Here is a 22,269-nt window from a genome sequence, read left to right on the forward strand (position 1 = left end):
GGCGCTCTGCCCGGGGCGCGAATAGCACTCGACCACAGCACACCCCGCCCGCCCCCACAGACCGCCTCCGCCCCCCGCGCCCCCCGCCGGCGGCCCCCCCCCCCTCGACGTGGAGACCACCGGGCTCGCGCGCGACGACCGGATAGTCTCCGCAGCCGTCTACCGGCTCGACGCGCAGGGCAACGTGGAGGACCACTGGTACACGCTGGTCAACCCGCAGCGGGATCCGGGCCCGGTGTGGATCCACGGGCTGACCAGCGAGATGCTCCAGGACGCGCCCCTGTTCCGGGAGATCGCCGCGGAGTTCGCCGAGCAGCTCGCCGGCCGGGTTCTGGTCGCCCACAACGCCATGTTCGACTGGCAGATGATCGCCCGGGAGTACGCGCGGGCCGCCGAGACCGCGCCGGTCCGTCAGCGGCTGTGCACCATCGCCCTGTCGAAGGAGCTGGCCCTCCCCCTGCCCAACCACAAGCTGGAGTCGCTCGCCGCGCACTTCGGCGTGGTCCAGCAGCGCGCCCACCACGCCCTGGACGACGCCCGCGTCCTGGCGGAGGCGTTCCGTCCGTCGTTGCACGCCGCCGCGCAGGGCGGGGTGCGGCTGCCGCTGCTGGAGTGCCGGCCGCTGACCGAGTGGTCGGACTCCCCCGTCACCGCGCGCATCGGCCACCAGGCCTCGTACCGCGGCAACAGCTGGCGTCCCTCGCGCAAGCGCCCGCCGTGCCCGCACCCCAACCCGGGGCGCTACGAGGACGGCGAGCCGCTGAAGCAGGGCATGCGGGTCGCCTTCTCGGGCGACACCTCCGTCGACCGCGAGCTGCTGGAGGACCGGGCGGTCGAGGCGGGCCTGCACGTCGCGACGAGTGTGTCGCGGCTCACGAGCCTGCTGGTGACGAACGACCCCGACTCGGCGACCTCGAAGACCGTCAAGGCGAAGTCCTACGGCACGCCGGTGGTCGACGAAGCGGCCTTCACCCAGCTGCTGCGGGACGTGGCTGCGGCAGACGGGTGAGCATCGGGCGACTCGCCCGGCGCCCGCTTCCCCGATCCGCCCCGCGGTCCCACCCTGTGGCGCATGGCACGTTGTGAGGTCTGTGGAAACGATTACGGCATGTCCTTCGAAGTGCACGCGCAGGGCGCCGTGCACGTCTTCGACTGCTTCTCCTGCGCCATCCACCGCATGGCGCCGATCTGCGAGCACTGCCGGGTGCAGATCATCGGGCAGGGCGTCGAGGTCGAGGGCCACTACTACTGCGGGGCGCACTGCGCCCGCGCCGAGGGAAAGGTGGGCATCGTCGACCACGTATGACGCACGCCCCGCACGCTCCCCCACCGCGCCCCTGCCCCTCCCCCTCCGGCTCCCCTCCCGACCCCGGACGGCCACCCGGCCGCCGGGGTCCTCGCGGCTGGGGGTACCGTCATGGGCGTGTACCGCTTTGTGCTGACCCGGCAGTGGGTGACCCTCACCCTCTTCGCCCTCGTCCTCATCCCCGTGATGATCAAGCTCGGGTTCTGGCAGTACCACCGTCACGAGCACCGGGTCGCGCAGAACGAACTGATCGCGTCCAACCTCGGCGCCCAGCCGGTCCCGGTCACCGAGCTGACCGCCCCCGGACACCGGGTCCCGCGGTCCGACTACTGGCGTGCGGTCACCGCCACCGGTGCGTACGACACCGCGCACGAGGTCGTCGTCCGGATGCGCACCTCCAACAACGACAAGGTCGGCTTCCACGTCGTGACCCCGCTCGTGCTGGCCGACGGCCGGGTGGTGCTGGTCAACCGCGGCTGGGTGGCGGGCGGCGACGACCCCCGCGCCTACCCGCCGGTGCCGGCCGCGCCCTCGGGCGAGGTGACCGTCACGGGACGGCTGAAGGCCGACGAGACCAGTGGCGGCAGCGGCATCAAGGACCGCAAGGGGCTGCCGGACCGCCAGGTCATGCTGATCAACGGCGAGCAGCAGGCGGCCTCCCTCGGCCGTCCCGTCCTCGGCGGCTACCTGGAGCTCACCTCCCCCGCCCCGGCGGACGGCGGGCCCGAGCCGGTCGCCGACCCCGACCACGACTCGATCGGTGCGCACATGGCGTACGCGGTGCAGTGGTGGCTGTTCGCGGCGTCGGTGCCGGTGGGTTGGCTGGTCCTGGTACGGCGGGAGAAGCGCGACCGGGAGGCCGCGGCGGCCGCGGCCGGGGCCCCCGGGCGGGAGCCGGCGCCGGCGGCGTAGTCCGGCCCCCGTTACGGTGCGGGCCGGCACGGCGTAGGTTGTCGGACATGGATCTTGGACTGAAGGACCGTGTCTACATCGTCACCGGCGCCACCCGCGGCCTGGGCCTCGCCTCCGCGCGCGAGCTCGTCGCGGACGGGGCCCGCGTCGTGGTGTCGGGCCGCGACGCGGAGCGGACCGCTTCGGCCGCGGCCGCGCTGGGCCCGAACGCGGCGGGCGTCGTGGCCGACAATGCCGACCCGCAGGCCGCCGAGCGGCTCATCGCCACGGCGAAGGAGCGGTTCGGCCGCTTCGACGGCATCCTCGTCAGCGTCGGCGGTCCGGCGCCGGGCTCGGCGGCCGGCACCACCGACGCGCAGTGGACGGAGGCGTTCGAGTCGGTGTTCCTCGGCGCGGTGCGCCTGGCCCGGGCGGCGGCGGCCGAACTGGGCGAGGGCGGGGTCATCGGCTTCGTCCTGTCGGGCTCGGTCCACGAGCCGATCCCGGGCCTGACCGTCTCCAACGGGCTGCGGCCCGGGCTGGCCGGGTTCGCCAAGTCCCTGTCGGTGGAGCTGGGGCCGCGGGGCATCCGGGTGGTCGGGCTGCTGCCGGCCCGGATCGACACCGACCGGGTGCGGGAGCTGGACGAGCTGTCCGGCGATGCGCGGGCGGCCCGCGCGGCCAGCGAGGCCCACATCCCGCTGGGCCGCTACGGCACCCCCGAGGAGTTCGGCCGGACCGCGGCGTTCCTGCTGTCGCCGGCGGCGTCGTACCTGACCGGGGTGATGCTGCCGGTCGACGGCGGTTTCCGGCACGGCTTCTGATCGGCCGGCGGGCGGTAGGTTCCCGGGGGCCCGTCAGGTGACGCGGCTGGCACGGTGCCTGGGCACGCGGAGGCGGGCCTCGGCCGGGAGTCCGGCCAGGCCCGCCGAGGTGCGGGCGTGGCCGAGCACCGGCCCGGACAGCGCGGCCAGCGCATCGGCCGGGACGGCGTACGGCTCCAGTTCCAGGGCCACCCGCAGGCTCGGCGCGCCCCGCCGCCCGCGCAGCACGACCCGGCACCGCGCGACCCCGTGCAGCGCTGCTGCCTCCGCGGCCACCGCCTCTTCCAGCGCGCGCCCCCGGAGCACGGCGAACGCCCCGTCACCGGTGTCCACCACCACGGCCGGTAGCCGCGGGCGACGCAGCTGGGCCAGCAGCCACCACAGGGCGAGCAGGACGCACAGCGCCAGGCCGGCGGCGACGGCCCACCACCAGCCCTCGGCCTGCCAGTGCTCGCGCCGGGTCCGCTCCGCGAGCAGCGGCGCGTGGCGGCCGCCGAGCGGCGGCACCGCCGCCAGCACGCCCACCCCGGCGGCGAGCAGGACGAGCCCCACCAGGCCGAGCAGGATCCGGTTGACCGTCCGGAGCACGCGGCTCACCTCTTCCCGTCGGCGGCCCGGCTGACCCGTACCCGCGGCTGCGGCGGGTGGGCGAGGCCCAGCTCACCGATGCCGACGGCGAGTACGGTCTCCAGGTCGGCCCGCACGTCGTCCAGCTCACGGAAGTGCGAGGCGGCCCGGACGGCGACACGGGTGCGGCCGACCCGCACGCGCGCGGACCGCACCCCGGGCACCTCCATGGCCCGGTCCCGCAGCACCAGCGCGGCGTCCTTCCGCCCGAGCCCGGCCCGGATGCCGGCGCCGGCTCCCTCCCCGTCCCGGGGTGGCAGCATCGGCAGGACGCCGCGCAGCCCCGGGGTGAGGGCCAGCACCAGCAGGACCGCCCCGGCCACGGCCAGGACCCCGGCGGCGACGAGCACCTCCGGGTCGGCGGGGGTGTGCTGGGCGAGCCGGGCGGCGAGATCGCGGCGCCACTGCATGCCGGGCCGGTGGGCCCGTACGGCGGCGAGGTCGTAGAGGAACAGGCCCGCCGCCCCGAGCAGGAGGAGGGCGGTCAGGGCGGCCGGGATCCGCCGGGCCGACCAGAACCGGCCGGCGGTCGGCGCCCGGCCGGGGGCGTGATCACCGCGACCGCGACGGCGGCCGCCGCGGCCGCGACGGCCCGTACCGCTGCCCGTTCCCCGGCCGGCCGTCGCGGGATCCGCGGGTACCGGATCCGCCGGTTCGGGGGCCGCCGGTTCGGGGGCCGCCGGTTCGGGGGCCGCCGGTTCGGGGGCCGTCACCGCAGCTTCCGGTCCCGTAGGGCGGCACCGCGGGTGTGCGCGGAGTGCAGGTGCTCGATGTCGATGTCGACCTCCGGTACGGCCATGCCGGCGCACTCCTCGACGCGCCGGACCACCTGGCGGCGCACGGCCGCGCAGCTCTCGGCGAGGTCCGACGGGTAGTCGAGCTCCAGGCTCACCCGGACCCGCGCGATGTCGTGGTGCACGGTCACGGTGGCGTGCGGGGCGGCCTCACCGCCCGGCCCGGCGGCCCGGGGCGGCCCGCCCGGCCGTGCGGCCAACGCCTCCCGGGCGGCCTGGGCCGCGATCTTGGCCACGACCCGGTCAGCGATGCGGGTGGCCCCCCGCTCGGCGGGAGGCACGCGCGGCGGTGCCGCCCGCGCCGCGCCGGTCGGGGGTGCGCCGGTCGGGGGCGTACTCGTCGGCGGGATGCTCATCGGTGGCTCACCTTCACCTGCCGCGGTCGCGGGGGCGGAAGAAGTCGCCGGGGTCCAGGTCCCCGTCCAGGAACCGGCCGACGACGAAGCCGACGGCGCCGAGCGCCGCCACGAGCAGGAAGGCACCGAACCCCCCGAAGTAGCCGGCGAACGCCAGTGCCATGCCGGCGAAGAGGCCGGCGAACGCCATCCTCATGCGGGCTCCCTCACTGGAGTCGGGGCTCCGGTTGCTCCTCGTCCGGCTCGTCGGGCAGCTTGACGTCGCTGACCGCGATGTTGACCTCGACGACCTCCAGGCCCGTCATCCGCTCGACGGCGGAGATCACGTTGAGCCGGACGGCGCGGGCCACGTCGCGGATGGACACCCCGTAGTCGACGACGATCTCCAGGTCGAGGGCCGTCTGCACCTCGCCCACCTCGGCCTTGACCCCGCGGGTGACGGACGACTTGGCCCCGCCGGGGACGCGGTCGCGGACGGCCCCGAAGGTGCGGGACAGGCCGCTGCCGCTGCCCATGGCGTGGACGCCCTCGACCTCTCGGGCAGCGAGTCCGGCGATCTTCTCGACCACACCGTCGGAGATGGTCGTACGGCCGCGGTCGGCGGGGTCGCGCGCGGCGCCCCCGGAAGCGGATTCGGTCATCGCGTGTCCCTTCGCGCGGATGGACTCACTCGCACCACCACGGTAAGCGCGCGGGCGCCGCGGCGCTCCGGGACTACGCCGGTCGGCCCGGCCGGTCCTGTTCCGGGCGTTCGGGACCGGCGGGCGGGACCCGGCGGGACGTGGGGGAAGGCCCGGCCCCGGGCCCGCCGTCAGTCGGAGAGGCCGGCCAGGTCGCGCAGGCGGCGGGCCTGGGCGGCACGCTCGGCGGTGCGCTGGTCGTCGTACGCACGGGAGGGCGCATCGCGGAGCAGCGCCTTGGTCTCGATCACCGCGTCCCGCGGCGGGGCCAGCAGCGCCGAGGTGAGGTCCTGGACCGCGGCCTCCAGCTCAGCGGCGGGGACCACCAGGTTGGCGAGCCCGATCCGCTCGGCCTCCTCGGCATGCACGAAGCGGCCCGTCGCGCAGATTTCGAGCGCGCGGGCGTAGCCGACGAGGGAGGTCAGCGGCTGGGTGCCGGCCAGGTCCGGGACCAGGCCCAGGCTGGTCTCGCGCATGGCGAACTGGACGTCGTCGGCGACCACGCGGAGGTCGCACGCGAGCGCCAGCTGGAAGCCCGCGCCGATCGCGTGGCCCTGTACGGCGGCGATGGAGACGATGTCATTGCGGCGCCACCAGGTGAAGGCCTCCTGGTACTCGGCAATGGTGGAGTCCAGCAGCTCGTCCGATCCGCGCGCCAGATCGAGGAAGGAGGGCTCACCCTCGAATCCCTCGGGGGTGAACGCCTGCCGGTCGAGTCCGGCGGAGAAGGACTTGCCCTCGCCGCGCAGCACCACGACCCGGACGGTGCCCGGCAGCGACCGTCCGGCCTCCGTCAACGCCCGCCAGAGCGCGGGGGACTGAGCGTTTCGCTTGGCCGGATTGGTCAGTGTCACCGTCGCGACCGCGTCGTCCACGGTGAGCCGTACGCCATCCTTGTCGAGCAGAGCCATCTGGTGCCTCCGGTGGTGTGCAGTCGGCCGCAGTCTCGGCCCAAGTGACTGCACAGTAACCACCCGGCCGACCGGTCGGCCGACCGGGGGTCACCGAAGGAACCGCGGTTCAGGCAGGCAAGCGTTGTCTCTCCCGGCCCCGGGCCTCACGGCCGGGGTCGCGATCAGATCGAAGCCGCTTTCTTGCCGCGTGTCGCGCCACCGCGACCACGCAGCACGACTCCGGACTCGCTGAGCATCCGGTGGACGAATCCGTAGGACCGGCCCGTTTCCTCGGCCAGCGCCCGGATACTCGCACCGGAGTCGTACTTCTTCTTCAGGTCTGCCGCGAGCTTGTCGCGCGCGGCGCCGGTCACCCGGCTGCCCTTCTTCAGAGTCTCGGCCACCCGTGCCTCCTCATGGGAAGTGCGCTCTGGACTTCTCATGATCACCCCTCCCCGGCTTCCTGGCCACCCATTCAGCAAGGTCGGTACGACGGCATTTCCCGGGGCGTGGACACCCGAGCAGAACGGAATCCTCTCTTCCGCTGCATGACGTCCGTCACATTTCTCCGCCCGCGCGAGGAATCACCAGGTCAGAGGGTGGAAACCGGAAAAACACGGCCCCGGGGCGCCTTCACGAGAAAGCGCGGCCGGGGCCGTCGAACAGAGCGCAGCGGTACGAGACCGTCTCACTCAGATGATGGAGAACGCCTGAGCCGAATGATCCATAAGGAACTGGATCAGCCCGGCGACCGCCGAACGCGTCAGGCGAGGGCGACGAGGTCCCGGTAGTCCGGACCCCACATGTCCTCGACCCCGTCCGGGAGCAGGATGATCCGCTCCGGCTCCAGGGCGTCGACCGCGCCCTCGTCGTGCGTGACGAGGATGACCGCGCCCTTGTAGGTGCGCAGCGCGCCGAGGATCTCCTCGCGGCTGGCGGGGTCGAGGTTGTTCGTGGGCTCGTCGAGCAGCAGCACGTTCGCCGAGGAGACGACCAGCGTCGCGAGCGCGAGGCGGGTCTTCTCGCCGCCGGACAGGACGCCGGCCGGCTTGTCCACGTCGTCACCGGAGAACAGGAACGAGCCGAGCGTCTTGCGGACGTCCACCAGGTCCATGTCGGGCGCGGCGGAGCGCATGTTCTCCAGGACGCTGCGGTCCGGGTCCAGGGTCTCGTGCTCCTGGGCGTAGTAGCCGAGCTTGAGGCCGTGGCCGGGGGTGACGGCGCCGGTGTCCGGCGCCTCGGTGCCCGACAGCAGGCGCAGCAGGGTGGTCTTGCCGGCGCCGTTGAGACCGAGGATGACGACCCTGGAGCCCTTGTCGATGGCCAGGTCGACGTCGGTGAAGATCTCCAGCGAACCGTACGACTTCGACAGGCCCTCGGCGGTGAGCGGCGTCTTGCCGCAGGGCGCGGGCTCGGGGAAGCGCAGCTTGGCGACCTTGTCCTGGGCGCGCACGGCCTCCAGGCCGGACAGCAGGCGGTCGGCGCGCTTGGCCATGTTCTGCGCGGCGACGGTCTTGGTGGCCTTGGCACGCATCTTGTCGGCCTGCGCGTTGAGGGCCGCGGCCTTCTTCTCGGCGTTCTGGCGCTCGCGCTTGCGGCGCTTCTCGTCGGCCTCGCGCTGCTGCTGGTAGAGCTTCCAGCCCATGTTGTAGACGTCGATGACCGACCGGTTGGCGTCGAGGTAGAAGACCTTGTTGACCACGGTCTCGACGAGGTCGACGTCGTGGGAGATCACGATGAAGCCGCCGCGGTAGGACTTGAGGTAGTCCCGCAGCCAGACGATCGAGTCGGCGTCGAGGTGGTTCGTCGGCTCGTCGAGGAGCAGGGTGTCGGCGTCCGAGAAGAGGATCCGGGCGAGCTCGACGCGGCGGCGCTGACCACCGGAGAGGGTGTGCAGCGGCTGGCCGAGGACCCGGTCGGGCAGACCGAGGGCCGCCGAGATGGTCGCGGCCTCGGACTCGGCGGCGTAGCCGCCCTTGGTGAGGAACTCGGTCTCCTGGCGCTCGTACTGGCGCAGGGCCTTCTCGCGGGTGGCGCCGGAGCCGTTGGCGATGCGGTCCTCGTTGGCGCGCATCTTCTTGATGAGCACGTCGAGGCCGCGGGCGGACAGGATCCGGTCGCGGGCGAGGACGTCGAGGTCGCCGGTGCGCGGGTCCTGGGGCAGGTAGCCGACCTCGCCCGAACGGGTGATGGCGCCCGCGGCGGGCTGTCCTTCGCCGGCGAGGCACTTGGTGAGGGTGGTCTTGCCGGCTCCGTTGCGGCCGACCAGGCCGATGCGGTCGCCCTTGGCGACACGGAAGGAGGCGGACTCGATGAGGATGCGGGCGCCGGCGCGCAGCTCGATGCCGGTGGCGGTGATCAAGGAAATGCTCCAGGGCGGTGGGAACGGCGGAAGGGGGGCGGGGGCGAGCTTCGACGCCGCTAATCCGCGAGGAGATTTGCCATGGGATTCATTCTACCGGGGGTGCGCAACCCGTTTTCGGGCCGTGGGCGCCGCGCGGGGGCGCGGGCCCGGGCGGCGCGGGCCGGGGCGCGCGCCGGAAGGGGCCGGGTGGGGCTCGCCGCGGGGGCGGCCACCTCCGCCGCGGGGGCGGCGGTCGGCGACGACCGGATCGAGCAGCGGGTGCGGGGACGGGTGACCCCGGGAGGCCTTGGACTCAGGCACTCGTCCGTGCAGCGCCGGCAGTGGTTCCTCCAGGGGTGCCGGACCGGTGGTCCGCCCGCGGTGCAACACCCTCCGGTGACCGCCTGCCCGCCACTGTCGGTGCCGCCTGCCATGCTGTTGCGCAGGTCACATTCACGAGCACGCTCACGAGCCGACAAGGGGTGATCGTCATGGCCGGACAGCCGTCCGTGTTTCCCGCTCTCGTCTACCGCGACGCGAAGGCCGCGATCCGACAGCTGACCGAGGCCTTCGGATTCACCCGGGTCGCGGTCTACGAGGGCGAGGACGGCACGGTGAGACACGCCGAGCTGTCGTACGGCCCGGGCGCGGTCATGCTCGGCAGCAGGGGTACGGGCAGCGTCTTCGACGAGGCGATGGCGGACGCCGGCCCGACCGGCATCTACGTCGTCGTCGACGACGTGGACGCGCACCACCGGCGGGCCGTGGAGCACGGGGCGGAGATCGTGATGGAGCCCACCGACCAGGACTACGGCTCGCGGGACTACATGGCCCGGGACGTCGAGGGGAACGTCTGGAGCTTCGGGACGTACGCGCCCCAGCTCTGACTCCCGCGGCGCGCCCGTCCCGCCCGTCCCCGGTCAGACCCCGCCCGTGTGGACCTGGAAGGCGGCCCGGCGGACCGCCTTGGCCAGGGCCGGGTCCGGGTGGGCGGCTGCCAGCGCGACCAGGACCTGCACCGTGCGCGGGTGACCGACCGCGCGGACCTCGTCCAGCAGCCGGGGCACCGTGGTCCGGACGGCCGAGTCGAGGTGGCGGGCCAGCAGGTCGGCCTCGCCGTGGTCCGCGATCGCCGCTGCGGTGTCCACCCACAGCCAGGTCGACTCCTCGGGGGTGAGCACGTCCTGGGCCTCGTCGGGGTCGACCCCGTCGTGCTCGGCGAGCCAGAGCAGGGCGTACGGCCGCAGGGCGGACTCGCGGACGGCGGCGCGGACCTCGGGTTCGGCGGGGGCGCCGACCACGCGGAGGGCCTCGAAGGCGAGGCCGCGCAGCAGGGCGTCGTCGCCGCGGGCGGCGCCCAGCAGCTCGCCGACGGCATGGCCGACGGGGCGGGCGGCGAGCCAGGCCCGGTACTCGGCCCGGGCCGGGCCGGGGGTGAGGCCGGCGCAGCCGTGCAGCATGGCTGCGGCGGACTGCTCGATGTTCCCGGCAGGGCTCTGCGCGGCCACGCAGATCTGCTCCAACTTGACCCAGACGGCCCAGCTGCCGAGCGGGGTGAGCGAGGCCTGGGCCGGTCCGAGGGTGACGGCGTCCACGGCGGCGAGGCCGCCGAGCGCCCAGCGCAGCAGCCGGGCGAGCGGGACCTGGGCCGCCGCCGGGCCGCCGGGGGCTGCGGCCGCGGCGGGCCCGGAGGCAGGGGGCCCCGAGGCGGCCGGCTCCGAGGCGGGGGGCTCCGAGGCGGGGGGCTCCGAGGCGGGTTCCTGCGTGCCGTCCGGCGCCGCTTCGGCCGGCGAACCCCCGCGCGCGAGGGCCTCGTACGGGACCTCGCAGCGCTCGTCGCGGAGTTCGGCGACGCGCTGGCCGAGCAGGTCCAGCAGGTCCGGGACGGTCACCGGGCCGGCGGACAGCTGGAGCAGGGAGAGCAGTTGGGGCATCGCCTCGACGACCTCGGCGACGGCGGCGGGGGCGATGTCGGCGGGCGCCGGGTGCACCAGCGACCAGGCGTCGAAGAGGGCGACCCAGCCGCGCAGGACGGCGCTGTCGTCGGTGTCCCAGGCCCGCAGCCGCCAGCCCGGCCGGGCCTGGCCGCCGTGCACCTCGACGAGCCCGGCGAGGCGGGCGCGGTCCCAGCCGGCCCGGATCTGCCCGTGTGTCAGGCCCAGTTCCTCGGAGGCCCGTTCAACGTCCACCGCGGGCAGGGCGCCGGCCGGGGCGGGCCGTCCTCCGTCGCCCGCTCCGAGGTTGCGTTCGGCCCACCGGGCGAGCCGTACCGCGTCGGCGAGCGAGGCCCGGGCCCCGTTGGCGAGTTCGGCCGGGGCAGGGGTGCCCGCCGGGGGCCTGGAGGCCGACCGGGTGCGCCGGTCCGTCACCGCCTTGCGGGCTGTTGCGACGGAGCGCGGGGAGACGAGTCGGAGTCTGGAGTCGCGAACCAACTGCTCATCAGGCTTTCGGGACGTCACGGAAGAAGTCTCGCCCGTCACCGGCCGAAAGCCCAAACGGAACCGGCTGTCATCAGAGGTCGGGGCACCGGAATTTCCGACATATCGACGCACCTGCCCCTGTGTACACACGGGCTTCACATCAGGGGGGTGAGAAAGCGGCGCAGGGCTTCCTCGTACGCGTGCGGATCGGCGTTCCACATCGCCCCGTGCGGGGCGTCGCGGACCGTCCGCAGGGTGACGAGGTCGGGCCGGGCGGCGGCGAGCCGGCGGGAGGGCTCCCAGGGGGCGATCGTGTCGTCGGGGCCGTGGAAGATCAGTACGGGGACGTGCAGTGCACCGGCGTCCTCGCCGGGCCGCCGGTGACCGGCCCGCAGTCCGGCGCGCCCCTCGGCGGCGCGCACGGCCAGCGGCAGCAGGGCGGCCGGGGTGTGCCGGGCCGCGACGAGCGCGCGCAGGGTGGCGTGCCAGTCGAGCACCGGCGAGTCGAGGACGAGGCCGGCGATGCGGTCGGCGAGGGCGGAGCGCTCGGCGGCGTGCAGGGCCATGGCGGCGCCGGTGGACCAGCCGTGCAGGACGACGCGGCGGGCGCCGTAGCGCAGGGCGTACCGGATGGCGGCGTCCACGTCGCGCCACTCCGATTCACCGAGGTGGCCGAGGCCGTCCGGGGAGGCGGGGGCGCCGGGGTCGCCGCGGTAGGAGAGGGCGAGGACGGGCAACCGGAGGCGGCGCAGGAGGGGCATGACCACCATCGGGTGCTCGCGGCCGGTGCCGAGCCCGTGGACGGCGATGACCCAGGTGGCGCGGGCGGCGGGCACGAACCAGGCGGGTAGCGCGCCGAGCTCGCCGGGGACGTCCACGTCGGCGTGCTCGAGTCCGAGGGCGGTGCCCGGGTCGCCCGCGTGGATCTGGGGGGTGAGGGCGACGCGGGTACCGGGGTCGAGGCTGCCGTGGGCGACGCCCAGGAGCCGGCGGACGACGGTGTCGGGGTCGTGGGCCACGTCGTCCAGGACGGACCCGACGACGGCGTGCACCCCGGGCGCGGTCAGGCCGTAGGTGCCGGGGCGCAGCGAGGCCAGGCAGCGGGTCAGTGCGACGCGGCCCGGGGCGGTGGAGTGGACGCTCAGCCTGGGCCCGCCGGGCAGGGGGCGGCCGGGGCGCAGGGCGGCGTCCGCGGCGCAGCGGCCTGCCGCGACGGCGGCCGCGCCGGCGCCGACGAGGGTGGTGGCGACGGCCGCGGCCGTCGCAGTGGCGGTACGCACCGCTCCAGTGTCGAGGCGGGAGCGCGGGCGGGCCACCGGGGGCCCGGTCGGGCTTTCCGACCGCCGGGAAGCGGAACGTCGACGGCGGGGGCCGGGGCCGGTGCCGTGGGGGCCCGTCGACAAGGCCTCCGCCCGGCGTGATGTGGATCACTTCCGGCTCCGCTTCGGGGCGGGTCCGGGCACCCGCGGGCCGGCCGGGAAGGTTCGTTAACCCCGCTTTGACATGCATTAATCGACATATGGACCATGAAACCGGGACGAAGATCGGGACGGGGGGCCACCCCGGTACATCGCTCCGACGATGTCAGTTCATCTTCCGTTCACCCAGGTTGCCTACGGTCGGCGAGCCACTGACGCCAAACAGAAGCCTGGGTAAATGGAGCACATAACGCTTCTCCTCGGGATCGTGATCATCACCGCTCTCGTGTTCGACTTCACGAACGGTTTCCACGACACAGCCAACGCGATGGCGACCACCATCTCGACCGGCGCCCTCAAGCCCAAGACGGCGGTGGCAATGTCCGCCGTGCTCAACCTCGTCGGCGCTTTCCTGTCCGTGGAGGTCGCCAAGACGATCTCCAAGGGCCTCGTCAACGAAGAGGGCATCCAGCCCGAAGTGATCTTCGCCGCCCTCGTCGGCGCGATCCTGTGGAACCTCGTGACCTGGCTGGTCGGACTGCCCTCCAGCTCGTCGCACGCCCTGATGGGCGGTCTGATCGGTGCCGCGGTCGCCTCCGCCGGCCTCGGCGCCGTCAACGGCGACGTCGTCGTCACCAAGGTGCTCATCCCGGCCGTCGCCGCGCCGCTCGTGGCCGGTGTGGCCTCGATGCTGGCCGCCCGGGTCACCTACAAGCTCGGTGGCCACGTCGGCGAGAAGACCTCCGCCAAGGGCTACCGCGCCGGTCAGATCGCCTCCGCCGGCCTCGTCTCCCTCGCGCACGGCACCAACGACGCGCAGAAGACCATGGGCATCATCACGCTGGCGCTCGTCGCCGGCGGCGCCCTGCACCCCGGTGCGAACCCGCCGGTCTGGGTCATCGTCTCGGCCGGTGTGGCCATCGCCCTCGGCACCTACCTGGGCGGCTGGCGCATCATCCGCACCATGGGCAAGGGCCTGACCGACCTCCAGCCGCAGCAGGGCTTCGCCGCCCAGACCTCGGCCGCGAGCGTCATCCTGGCCTCCTCCAGCCTCGGCTTCTCCCTCTCCACCACCCACGCCTGCTCCGGCGCGGTCATGGGTGCCGGCCTGGGACGCAAGGGCGGCGTGGTCCGCTGGTCCACGGCCACCCGCATGTTCGTCGCGTGGGGCCTGACCCTGCCGGCCGCCGCCCTGGTCTCCGCGCTCGCCGAGATGGTCATGCGCACCGGCGACGTCGGCATCGCCGCCGTCACGGTCTTCCTGGTCGGCTCCTGCCTGGCGATCTGGCTGATCTCGCGCCGCAAGGTCGTCGACCACAACAACGTCAACGACGTGCAGCCGGCCGACGCCGAGGCCCCGGGCGTGGTCACCACGGCCATGGCCGCCGTCACCGTCCCGCCGACCGCCGCCGCCGTGGCGGGCGAGGAGCTGAAGGCCACCATCCCGGCGCCCTCCTCGCCGACCCCCGCGGCCCCCGCGGCCACGGTCTGACCCCGAGAACGACAGAGGAATCCGCAGTATGAAGATCGACTGGGCAGCCCTCGGCTCCGTCTTCGGGGTCAGCCTCTCCGCCACCGTCGCCCTCGTGGCCCTGTTCACCCTGGGCCTGGTGGGCCTGTCGAAGCACGAGGCAGCCGCAGAGCAGGGCGGAGCCGCCACCCTGGCCCGCAGCGGTGCGTACGCCTGCTTCGCGGTCGTCGCCGCGGCCGTCGCGTACGGCATCTACCTGATCGTCAGCTGACGACGGCGCACATCACGCGCGAAAGCTCCCTCCGGGTCCTCCGGGGGGAGCTTTCCCGTGCCCGCGACCGTACCCGTGGCCCTGCCCGTGGCCCTGCCCGTGGCCGTGTCCGTGTCAGCCGTGTGTGACCTGCCTCGCCGCAGGTCAACGGCGAGTTGACGGGCGTTCGCGGTGCGTGGTGGACTGCCCGAGCCATCACGGCGGCATGGAGAGGAAGTCCGGTGCGATTCCGGCGCGGTCCCGCCACTGTCACCGGGGCGCACGCGGCACGTGCGGCCCGGGAGCCAGGAACTCTCGCCGCCGGACACGTCGAACCAGGGCGCGGACCCTGAGTGAGGACATACCAGCAACCATGCGTGCCGATCGCGTCTTCGCGTACGGCGCCACGGCGGGCCTGATCGGCGACCGGATCCTCGGCGATCCGCGCCGCGGGCACCCCGTGGCCGCTTTCGGACGGGCCGCCGCCGCCGTCGAACGCGCCCTGTGGCGCGACGACCGCGCCCGCGGCGCCGTCCACACCCTCGTCTGCGTGGGGGGCGCGGCCGCCGTCGGCGCGTTGGCCGCCCGCGCCGTGCGGTCCCGGTCCGCGGCTGCCCGGATCGCCGTCACCGCCGCCGCCACCTGGGCCGTCGTCGGCGGCACCACGCTGGGCCGGGAGGCCCGCGCCATCGGCGGGGCGCTCGCCGCCGGGGACGCCGAGGTGGCCCGCGAGCGGCTGCCGCACCTGTGCGGGCGCGACCCGCAGGCCCTGGACGAACAACAGATGGCCCGCGCCGTCGTGGAGTCGGTGGCCGAGAACACCTCCGACGCCGTGGTCGGGGCCCTGGTGTGGGGCGCCGTCGCGGGCGTGCCCGGGCTGCTGGCCTTCCGCGCGGTGAACACCCTCGACGCGATGGTCGGCCACAAGTCGCCCCGCCACCTGCGCTACGGCTGGGCCTCCGCCCGGCTCGACGATCTCGCGGGCTGGCCGGGCGCCCGGCTGACCGCGCTGGCGGCCGTGGCCGCCGGTCCGGACCGGCGGGGCGCCGTACGGGCCTGGCGCGCCGACGCCGCACAGCACCCGAGCCCCAACGCCGGGCCGGTGGAAGCCTCCTTCGCGGGCGCCCTTGGCGTACGGCTGGGCGGCACCCTCTCGTACGGCGGGCGGGTCGAGCACCGGGCCGTCCTGAACGGCGCGGCGGGTCGGCCGGTGGAGCTCGCGGACATCGAACGGGCGGTACGGCTCTCGCAGCAGGTGACGTGGCTGGCGCTGGGGGCCTGCGTGGCACTGCGGTACGCGCTGTCGCGCCGGCCGGGGAAGCGGACGTCGGGGAAGGGACGGGCATGAGCGGCGCGAAGCGGGCGGGGGGACTCCTCGTCGCCGGTACGACGTCGGACGCGGGCAAGAGCGTGGTCACGGCGGGCATCTGCCGCTGGCTGGCCCGCACGGGCGTGAAGGTGGCGCCGTTCAAGGCGCAGAACATGTCGCTCAACTCGTTCGTGACCCGCGAGGGCGCCGAGATCGGGCGGGCGCAGGCCATGCAGGCGCAGGCCGCGGGCGTCGAGCCGACCGCGCTGATGAATCCGGTCCTGCTCAAGCCGGGCAGCGACCGCAGCAGCCAGGTGGTGCTGCTGGGCAAGCCGGTGGGCGAGATGAGCGCGCGCGGCTACCACGGCGGCCGGCAGGAGCAGTTGCTCGGCGTGGTCACGGACTGCCTGGAGCAGCTGCGGGGCACGTATGACGCCGTGATCTGCGAGGGGGCGGGCAGTCCGGCCGAGATCAACCTGCGCCGGACCGACATCGTGAACATGGGGATCGCGCGGGCCGCGCGCTTCCCGGTGGTCGTGGTCGGCGACATCGACCGGGGCGGCGTCTTCGCCTCGTTCTTCGGGACGACGGCACTGCTGTCCGAGCAGGACCAGTCCCTGATCGCCGGATACCTGGTGAACAAGTTCCGCGGTGACGTGTCGCTGCTGGAGCCGGGCATGGAGATGCTCCGGTCCCTCACCGGCCGGGCCACGTACGGGGTCCTGCCGTACCGGCACGGGCTCGGCATCGACGAGGAGGACGGCCTGCGGGTCTCCCTGCGCGGCGCGGTGCGCGAATCGGTCGTCGCCCCGCCGGTCGGCGAGGACGTGCTGCGGGTCGCGGTCTGCGCGGTGCCGCTGATGTCGAACTTCACGGACGTCGACGCGCTGGCGGCGGAACCGGGCGTGGTGGTGCGGTTCGTGGACCGGGCCGAGGAACTGGCCGACGCCGACCTGGTCGTGGTCCCCGGCACCCGCGGCACGGTGAAGGCCCTCCAGTGGCTGCGCGAGCGCGGGCTCGCCGAGGCGCTGGTGCGGCGGGCCGCGGAGGGCCGGCCGGTGCTCGGCATCTGCGGCGGCTTCCAGGCGCTCGGCGAACGGATCGAGGACGAGGTCGAGTCGAAGGCCGGCGTGGTCGAGGGCCTCGGACTGCTGCCGGTCCGGGTCCGGTTCGCCAAGGAGAAGACCCTGGCCCGGCCGACCGGCTCGGCGCTGGGTGAGCCGGTCGACGGCTACGAGATCCACCACGGCGTGGCCGAGGTGCTGGGCGGGGAGCCGTTCCTGGACGGCTGCCGGGTCGGCGCGGTGTGGGGAACCCACTGGCACGGCTCGCTGGAGTCGGACGCCTTCCGCCGGGCCTTCCTGCGCGAGGTCGCGGCCGCGGCCGGCCGCCGCTTCGTCCCGGCCCCGGACACCTCCTTCGCGGGGCTCCGGGAGGAGCAGCTCGACCTGCTCGGTGACCTCATCGAGGAACACGCCGACACCGGAGCCCTGCTCCGCCTCATCGAGGCCGGCGCCCCGACGGGCCTGCCCTTCCTCCCGCCGGGGGCACCGTGACCCCCACCGTCCCCGCACGTGCGGGGAGCACAGGAGCACCCCGACCAGGTGGTCGGGCAGCAGCGGACCAGCCCTGCCGGGGCAGGGAGCGTGCAGCCGGTCCGGTTCCCCCCGGACGCCTGAGCGTGCGCATCGACGACAAGCCACTCGAAGGAGTGATCGGTTCATGAGCAGCGCCCTCTTCCCCTTCTCGGCCGTGGTCGGCCAGGACGACCTCCGGCTGGCGCTGCTGCTCAACGCCGTCAGCCCGGCGGTCGGCGGGGTGCTGGTGCGCGGCGAGAAGGGCACGGCCAAGTCCACGGCGGTGCGTGCGCTGGCCGCCGTGCTGCCGGAGGTCGACGTCGTGCCCGGCTGCCGCTTCAGCTGCGCGCCCGCCGTCCCGGACCCGGCCTGCCCCGACGGACCCCACGAGCCGGGCCCCGGTACGGCACGGCCCGCCCGGATGGTGGAGCTGCCCGTCGGCGCCTCCGAGGACCGCCTGGTCGGCGCGCTCGACATCGAACGGGCCCTCGCCGACGGGGTGAAGGCCTTCGAGCCGGGCCTGCTCGCGGCCGCGCACCGCGGCATCCTCTACGTCGACGAGGTCAATCTGCTCCATGACCACTTGGTGGACTCGTTGTTGGACGCCGCCGCCATGGGCAGTTGCCACATCGAGCGCGAGGGCGTGTCCGTCCGGCACGCCGCCCGGTTCCTCCTCGTCGGCACCATGAACCCGGAGGAGGGCGAGCTGCGGCCGCAGCTGCTCGACCGGTTCGGACTGACCGTCGAGGTCGCCGCCTCCCGGGAGCCGGAGCAGCGTGTCGAGGTGGTCCGGCGCAGGCTCGCCTACGAGGACGCCCCGGCCGACTTCGCCGCCCGCTGGGCCGGTGACGAGGCCGCGGTACGGGCCCGGGTGGTCACCGCACGGGCCCTGCTGCCGAAGGTCCGGCTGGGCGACAAGGCGCTGCTGATGATCGCGGCGGTCTGTGCCGGGTTCGAGGTGGACGGCATGCGCGCCGACATCGTGATGGCCCGCACGGCGACGGCGCTGGCCGCCTTGGCCGGGCGTACGGCGGTGCTGAAGGAGGACGTGCGGCAGGCCGCGCTGCTGGCCCTCCCCCACCGCCGTCGACGGGCGCCCTTCGACGCGCCGGGTCTCGACGAGGAGAAGCTCGACGAGATCCTGGACGGCTTCGCCGACGACGAGCCCGATCCGGATCCCGAGCCGGATCCCGAGCCCGAGCCGGGCCCGGAGGGCCCGGAGGATCCGGACGACGGCGGCCCCGGTGACGGCGGCGACGACCCGAACGGCGGCGGGGTTCCCCCGCAGGGCGGTCCGGAAGGGCCGGAGGCCGCCGACGCCCCCGATGCTCCGGAGGCCGCGGACGCCCCCGCCCCCGCCCCGCAGCCCGCCGCCGGGCAGGGCGGGGACGCCCCCGAACAGGCGGCCGTACGGGCCGGCGAGCCGTTCCGGACGAAGATGCTCAGCGTGCCGGGCCTCGGGGAGGGCGCGTCCGGCCGCCGCTCGCGCGCCCGCACCGCGCACGGCCGTACCACCGGCGCCCAGCGCCCGCGCGGCCAGCTGACGAAGCTGCACCTGGCCGCGACCCTGCACGCGGCCGCCCCGCACCAGAAGGCGCGCGGGCGCAGCGGCCGCGGGCTCGTGCTCCGCAAGGACGATCTGCGCCAGGCCACCCGGGAGGGCCGCGAGGGCAACCTCGTGCTCTTCGTGGTCGACGCCTCCGGCTCGATGGCGGCCCGGCAGCGCATGGGCGCCGTCAAGGGTGCCGTGCTGTCTCTGCTGCTGGACGCCTACCAGCGGCGCGACAAGGTCGGCCTGATCACTTTCCGGGGTGCCGGCGCGGACCTCGCACTGCCGCCGACCTCCTCGGTGGACGCGGCCGCGGCCCGGCTGGACCGGCTGCCGACCGGCGGCCGCACCCCGCTCGCCTCGGGTCTGCTGAAGGCCCGTGAGGTGCTGCGGACCGAGCGGCTGCGGGATCCGAGCCGCCGCCCGCTGCTGGTGGTGGTCACCGACGGGCGGGCCACTTCGGCCGGCGTCCTCGGCGGTGACGCCCGCGCGCTCGCGGCGCGCAGTGCCAGGCTGCTGGCGGCCGACGGGGTGGCCTCGGTGGTCGTGGACTGCGAGACGGGGCCGGTCCGGCTGGGACTGGCCGGGGCGCTGGCCGCGGACCTCGGCGGGCCGGCCGTGACGCTGGAGGGGCTGCGGGCCGATGCGCTGGCCGGGCTCGTGAAGAACGTACGCACGTCGGCGATGTCGTCGTCGTCACCGCACACCAACAGGAGGGCCGCGTAATGCCGCAGGGACAGCCGACCGTCATCCCGAACGACGGACTCACCACCCGCCAGCGCCGCAACCGCCCGCTCGTCCTGGTCCACACCGGGCCGGGCAAGGGCAAGTCGACGGCGGCGTTCGGGCTCGCGCTGCGCGCCTGGAACCAGGGCTGGCCCATCGGGGTGTTCCAGTTCGTCAAGTCGGCGAAGTGGAAGGTCGGCGAGGAGAACGCGCTGAAGGTGCTCGGCGCCTCCGGCGAGGGCGGCCCCGTCGTCTGGCACAAGATGGGCGAGGGCTGGTCCTGGGTCCAGCGGGACGCACAGCTCGACAACGAGCAGGCGGCCAAGGAGGGCTGGGAGCAGGTCAAGCGGGACCTGGCCGCCGAGACGCACCGGCTGTACGTGCTGGACGAGTTCGCGTACCCGATGAAATGGGGCTGGATCGACGTCGACGAGGTCATCGAGGTGCTCCGCAACCGGCCGGGCACCCAGCACGTGGTGATCACGGGCCGGGACGCACCGGAGAAGCTGATGGAGTTCGCCGACCTCGTCACGGAGATGACGAAGGTCAAGCACCCGATGGACGAGGGCCAGAAGGGCCAGAAGGGCATCGAGTGGTGACCTCGCAGGCGTTCGGCGTCCCGCGCCTGGTGATCGCCGCGCCCTCGTCGGGCAGCGGCAAGACCACCGTGGCGACGGGCCTGATGGCGGCCTTCGCGGGGCGCGGCCTGGCCGTGTCCCCGCACAAGGCCGGCCCCGACTACATCGACCCCGGGTACCACGCGCTGGCGACGGGGCGGCCGGGGCGCAACCTCGATGCGTTCCTGTGCGGGCCGGAGCTGGTCGGACCGCTGTTCGCGCACGGGGCGGCGGGCTGTGACCTCGCGATCGTCGAGGGCGTGATGGGGCTGTACGACGGAGCCGCGGGCCGCGGTGAACTGGCGTCGACTGCGCAGGTGGCGAAGCTGCTGCGGGCACCGGTGGTGCTCGTGGTGGACGCCTCCTCGCAGTCGCGCTCGGTGGCGGCGCTGGTGCACGGGTTCGCGTCGTTCGACCCGCAGGTGCGGCTCGGCGGGGTGATCCTGAACAAGGTCGGGTCCGACCGGCACGAGGCGATGCTGCGGGAGGCGCTGGAGGAGGCGGGCACCCCGGTGCTGGGCGTCCTGCGGCGGGCGCCGCAGGTGTCGGCGCCGTCGCGGCACCTGGGTCTGGTGCCGGTGGCCGAGCGCCGGGCGGACGCGATGGCCTCGGTGGCGGCGCTGGCGGAGCAAGTCCGGGCCGGCTGCGACCTGGAGGCCCTGCTGGCGCTGGCCCGGTCGGCGCCGCCGCTGCACGGCGCCGCCTGGTCGCCGGAGCGGGCCCTGGCCGAAGGCGGTGCGTCGGCCGCGGGCGCCGGACTTGCCACGGGGGACGGGCTCGCCGTGGCCGACGGGCTTGTCGCGGGCGGGAGTTCGGGCCCGGGTGCGGGGCGGCCCGTGGTCGCCGTCGCCGGAGGGGCGGCGTTCACGTTCTCGTACGCCGAGCACGCCGAGCTGCTCACCGCGGCCGGCGCCGAGGTCGTCCCCTTCGACCCGCTGCGCGACGAGCAGCTGCCCGAGCACACCGCGGGCCTGGTGATCGGCGGCGGGTTCCCGGAGGTGTACGCTCCCGACCTCGCCGCCAACGAGCCGCTCCGCAAGGCCGTCGCGGAGTTCGCCGCGGCGGGCGGGCCGATCGCCGCCGAGTGCGCCGGGCTGCTGTACCTGGCACGGAGCCTCGACGGGAAGCCCATGTGCGGGGTGCTGGACGCCGACGCGCGGATGTCGGAGCGCCTGACCCTCGGCTACCGCGAGGCCGTGGCCGTGTCGGACAGCCCCCTCGCGGCGGCCGGTACCCGGCTGCGCGGCCACGAGTTCCACCGCACGGTGGTCGAGCCGGGTGCGGGCGAGGCCCCCGCCTGGGGGTTCACGCATCCGGAGCGGCGCGTCGAGGGGTTCGTCCGGCAGGGCGTGCACGCCAGCTACCTGCACACCCACTGGGCGGCGGAGCCCTCCGTCGCCCGCCGCTTCACCGCAGCGGCGGCGGCCCACCCGTGAGCTCATTCCGCCAGGCCCACCACGAGCCAGATCCCGGCCACCCCGCCCACCGTGCACAGCAGCGTGGACAGGGCGGGGTGCTCGTGGTGCGCCTCGGGCAGGATCTCGGCGGCCGCGAGGTAGAGCAGTGCCCCGCCGAAGAAGCCGAGGTACGCCCCGAGCGGTTCCTCCGGAAGGGTGAACAGCACAGTGGACGCCGCGCCCACCACCGGGGCCGCGGCGTCCGCCAGCAGCATCAGCTGGGCCCGGCGGCGGGCGTTCCCGTACACGCGGGTGAGGGTGTACGTGTTGAAGCCGTCGGCGAAGTCGTGGGTGACCACGGCCAGCGCCACGGCCGCCCCCATCCCCCCGCTGACCTGGAAGGCCGCGCCCAGGGCCACCCCGTCGGCAAGGCTGTGGACGACCATTGCCGCGGCCGCCGTGAGGCCGACCTGCGGGATCCGTCCGTTCTCGGCGCCGTGCGCCGCGTGGCGTACGGCGAGCAGGCGCTCCCCGACGTGCGCGGTGAGGAAGCCGGCCACGAAGAGCAGCAGGGCGAGCGGGACCCCGAACAGCGGGCGGCCGGCGGCCTCCAGCGACTCGGGCAGCAGGTCGAGGCCGACCACGCCGAGCATCAGCCCGCCGGCCAGGCCCAGGACGAGGTGGCGGCGGTCGTTGACGCGCTGCGCCGTCCACCCGCCCGCGAGGGTCATCAGGAACGCGCCCAGCGCCACGATCACGGCCATGTGCCCCTGAATACCGACTCCGGGCCGCGCGTGCACATCCGTGGGCGGTCCGCGGG

General features: G+C 74.7%; 23 protein-coding genes, 1 pseudogene and 1 riboswitch. Of the genes and pseudogenes, 13 read left to right on the forward strand and 11 right to left on the reverse strand.

The genetic code is table 11. The annotated features are described in order from the left end of the window. Nucleotides 1-100 precede the first annotated feature (100 nt). The 4 genes and pseudogenes from ACFVGY_RS18080 to ACFVGY_RS18095 form a co-directional block, all read left to right on the forward strand. Nucleotides 101-1,009: pseudogene (locus tag ACFVGY_RS18080) on the forward strand (DEDDh family exonuclease); the annotation flags it as partial. Between the two features lie 63 nt (nt 1,010-1,072). Further along, nucleotides 1,073-1,306 carry a hypothetical protein gene (locus ACFVGY_RS18085; RefSeq protein ID WP_385677987.1) on the forward strand — a complete coding sequence of 78 codons (234 nt, stop codon included), beginning with the start codon at nt 1,073-1,075 and terminating at the stop codon, nt 1,304-1,306. 117 nt (nt 1,307-1,423) lie between these two features. Next, nucleotides 1,424-2,218: an SURF1 family protein gene (locus tag ACFVGY_RS18090; RefSeq protein ID WP_385677990.1), complete on the forward strand. Its 795-nt coding sequence runs from the start codon at nt 1,424-1,426 to the stop codon at nt 2,216-2,218. A 47-nt stretch (nt 2,219-2,265) separates the two neighbouring features. Next, the gene (locus ACFVGY_RS18095) at nt 2,266-3,021 is read left to right on the forward strand and encodes an SDR family oxidoreductase (protein ID WP_385677993.1); all 756 of its coding nucleotides are present in this window, start codon (nt 2,266-2,268) and stop codon (nt 3,019-3,021) included. 33 nt (nt 3,022-3,054) lie between these two features. Here ACFVGY_RS18095 and amaP read toward each other — a convergent pair whose 3' ends face one another. The 8 genes from amaP to ACFVGY_RS18135 all read right to left on the reverse strand — a co-directional run bounded on the left by amaP (nt 3,055) and on the right by ACFVGY_RS18135 (nt 8,733). Further along, a complete protein-coding gene (gene amaP, locus ACFVGY_RS18100) occupies nt 3,055-3,618 on the reverse strand; it encodes an alkaline shock response membrane anchor protein AmaP (protein WP_385677995.1) in 564 nt (187 codons plus the stop codon). Further along, nucleotides 3,615-4,361 (reverse strand): DUF6286 domain-containing protein, encoded by a 747-nt coding sequence (locus ACFVGY_RS18105; RefSeq protein WP_385677998.1) that lies wholly within the window; start codon nt 4,359-4,361, stop codon nt 3,615-3,617. Before ACFVGY_RS18105 ends, amaP begins: the two co-directional genes overlap by 4 nt. Next, the gene (locus tag ACFVGY_RS18110) at nt 4,358-4,798 is read right to left on the reverse strand and encodes a hypothetical protein (protein WP_385678001.1); all 441 of its coding nucleotides are present in this window, start codon (nt 4,796-4,798) and stop codon (nt 4,358-4,360) included. Before ACFVGY_RS18110 ends, ACFVGY_RS18105 begins: the two co-directional genes overlap by 4 nt. Nucleotides 4,799-4,811: 13 nt before the next feature. After that, nucleotides 4,812-4,994, reverse strand: a complete 183-nt coding sequence (locus ACFVGY_RS18115) for a hypothetical protein (RefSeq protein ID WP_385678004.1) — start codon at nt 4,992-4,994, stop codon at nt 4,812-4,814. Nucleotides 4,995-5,004: 10 nt separating this feature from the next. Then, nucleotides 5,005-5,439, reverse strand: a complete 435-nt coding sequence (locus tag ACFVGY_RS18120) for an Asp23/Gls24 family envelope stress response protein (RefSeq protein WP_385678006.1) — start codon at nt 5,437-5,439, stop codon at nt 5,005-5,007. A 170-nt stretch (nt 5,440-5,609) separates the two neighbouring features. Then, nucleotides 5,610-6,389 (reverse strand): enoyl-CoA hydratase/isomerase family protein, encoded by a 780-nt coding sequence (locus ACFVGY_RS18125; protein WP_385678009.1) that lies wholly within the window; start codon nt 6,387-6,389, stop codon nt 5,610-5,612. A gap of 164 nt (nt 6,390-6,553) precedes the next feature. Further along, a complete protein-coding gene (locus tag ACFVGY_RS18130; RefSeq protein WP_179175146.1) occupies nt 6,554-6,775 on the reverse strand; it encodes a helix-turn-helix domain-containing protein in 222 nt (73 codons plus the stop codon). A gap of 359 nt (nt 6,776-7,134) precedes the next feature. Then, the gene (locus ACFVGY_RS18135; RefSeq protein WP_385678012.1) at nt 7,135-8,733 is read right to left on the reverse strand and encodes an ABC-F family ATP-binding cassette domain-containing protein; all 1,599 of its coding nucleotides are present in this window, start codon (nt 8,731-8,733) and stop codon (nt 7,135-7,137) included. Nucleotides 8,734-8,814: 81 nt separating this feature from the next. Here ACFVGY_RS18135 and ACFVGY_RS18140 point away from each other — a divergent pair, with 81 nt between their 5' ends. Beyond that, entirely contained in the window at nt 8,815-9,201 is a 387-nt protein-coding gene (locus ACFVGY_RS18140; protein ID WP_385678015.1) for a neutral zinc metallopeptidase, read from the forward strand. 5 nt (nt 9,202-9,206) lie between these two features. Then, a complete protein-coding gene (locus ACFVGY_RS18145) occupies nt 9,207-9,602 on the forward strand; it encodes a VOC family protein (protein ID WP_385678018.1) in 396 nt (131 codons plus the stop codon). Between the two features lie 33 nt (nt 9,603-9,635). On the opposite strand, the gene ACFVGY_RS18150 is transcribed toward ACFVGY_RS18145, so the two are convergent. Both ACFVGY_RS18150 and ACFVGY_RS18155 read right to left on the reverse strand, forming a co-directional pair. Next, nucleotides 9,636-11,174 carry a hypothetical protein gene (locus tag ACFVGY_RS18150; RefSeq protein ID WP_385678021.1) on the reverse strand — a complete coding sequence of 513 codons (1,539 nt, stop codon included), beginning with the start codon at nt 11,172-11,174 and terminating at the stop codon, nt 9,636-9,638. 116 nt (nt 11,175-11,290) lie between these two features. After that, nucleotides 11,291-12,415, reverse strand: a complete 1,125-nt coding sequence (locus ACFVGY_RS18155; RefSeq protein ID WP_385678024.1) for an alpha/beta hydrolase family protein — start codon at nt 12,413-12,415, stop codon at nt 11,291-11,293. A 376-nt stretch (nt 12,416-12,791) separates the two neighbouring features. Here ACFVGY_RS18155 and ACFVGY_RS18160 point away from each other — a divergent pair, with 376 nt between their 5' ends. From ACFVGY_RS18160 to ACFVGY_RS18190, 7 genes are all read left to right on the forward strand, one after another. Beyond that, entirely contained in the window at nt 12,792-14,045 is a 1,254-nt protein-coding gene (locus tag ACFVGY_RS18160) for an anion permease (RefSeq protein ID WP_385678027.1), read from the forward strand. A 28-nt stretch (nt 14,046-14,073) separates the two neighbouring features. Next, the gene (locus ACFVGY_RS18165; protein WP_385678030.1) at nt 14,074-14,295 is read left to right on the forward strand and encodes a hypothetical protein; all 222 of its coding nucleotides are present in this window, start codon (nt 14,074-14,076) and stop codon (nt 14,293-14,295) included. A 209-nt stretch (nt 14,296-14,504) separates the two neighbouring features. Then, a riboswitch (cobalamin riboswitch) is annotated at nt 14,505-14,589 on the forward strand. Nucleotides 14,590-14,647: 58 nt separating this feature from the next. Continuing rightward, complete coding sequence (locus ACFVGY_RS18170; RefSeq protein WP_385678032.1) at nt 14,648-15,622, forward strand: cobalamin biosynthesis protein; 975 nt, start codon at nt 14,648-14,650, stop codon at nt 15,620-15,622. Then, nucleotides 15,619-17,139 carry a cobyric acid synthase gene (locus ACFVGY_RS18175; protein ID WP_385678035.1) on the forward strand — a complete coding sequence of 507 codons (1,521 nt, stop codon included), beginning with the start codon at nt 15,619-15,621 and terminating at the stop codon, nt 17,137-17,139. The genes ACFVGY_RS18170 and ACFVGY_RS18175 overlap by 4 nt, the downstream gene beginning before the upstream one ends. A 166-nt stretch (nt 17,140-17,305) precedes the next feature. Continuing rightward, a complete protein-coding gene (locus ACFVGY_RS18180; protein WP_385678038.1) occupies nt 17,306-19,435 on the forward strand; it encodes a putative cobaltochelatase in 2,130 nt (709 codons plus the stop codon). Then, nucleotides 19,435-20,034: a cob(I)yrinic acid a,c-diamide adenosyltransferase gene (gene cobO, locus ACFVGY_RS18185; RefSeq protein ID WP_385678041.1), complete on the forward strand. Its 600-nt coding sequence runs from the start codon at nt 19,435-19,437 to the stop codon at nt 20,032-20,034. Before ACFVGY_RS18180 ends, cobO begins: the two co-directional genes overlap by 1 nt. Further along, a complete protein-coding gene (locus ACFVGY_RS18190) occupies nt 20,028-21,488 on the forward strand; it encodes a cobyrinate a,c-diamide synthase (RefSeq protein ID WP_385678044.1) in 1,461 nt (486 codons plus the stop codon). Before cobO ends, ACFVGY_RS18190 begins: the two co-directional genes overlap by 7 nt. 2 nt (nt 21,489-21,490) lie before the next feature. Here ACFVGY_RS18190 and ACFVGY_RS18195 read toward each other — a convergent pair whose 3' ends face one another. Next, the gene (locus tag ACFVGY_RS18195; protein ID WP_385678047.1) at nt 21,491-22,213 is read right to left on the reverse strand and encodes a ZIP family metal transporter; all 723 of its coding nucleotides are present in this window, start codon (nt 22,211-22,213) and stop codon (nt 21,491-21,493) included. Nucleotides 22,214-22,269: the final 56 nt, after the last annotated feature.

Source organism: Streptomyces sp. NPDC127106 (genome assembly GCF_042677605.1).
GTDB lineage: Bacteria > Actinomycetota > Actinomycetes > Streptomycetales > Streptomycetaceae > Streptomyces.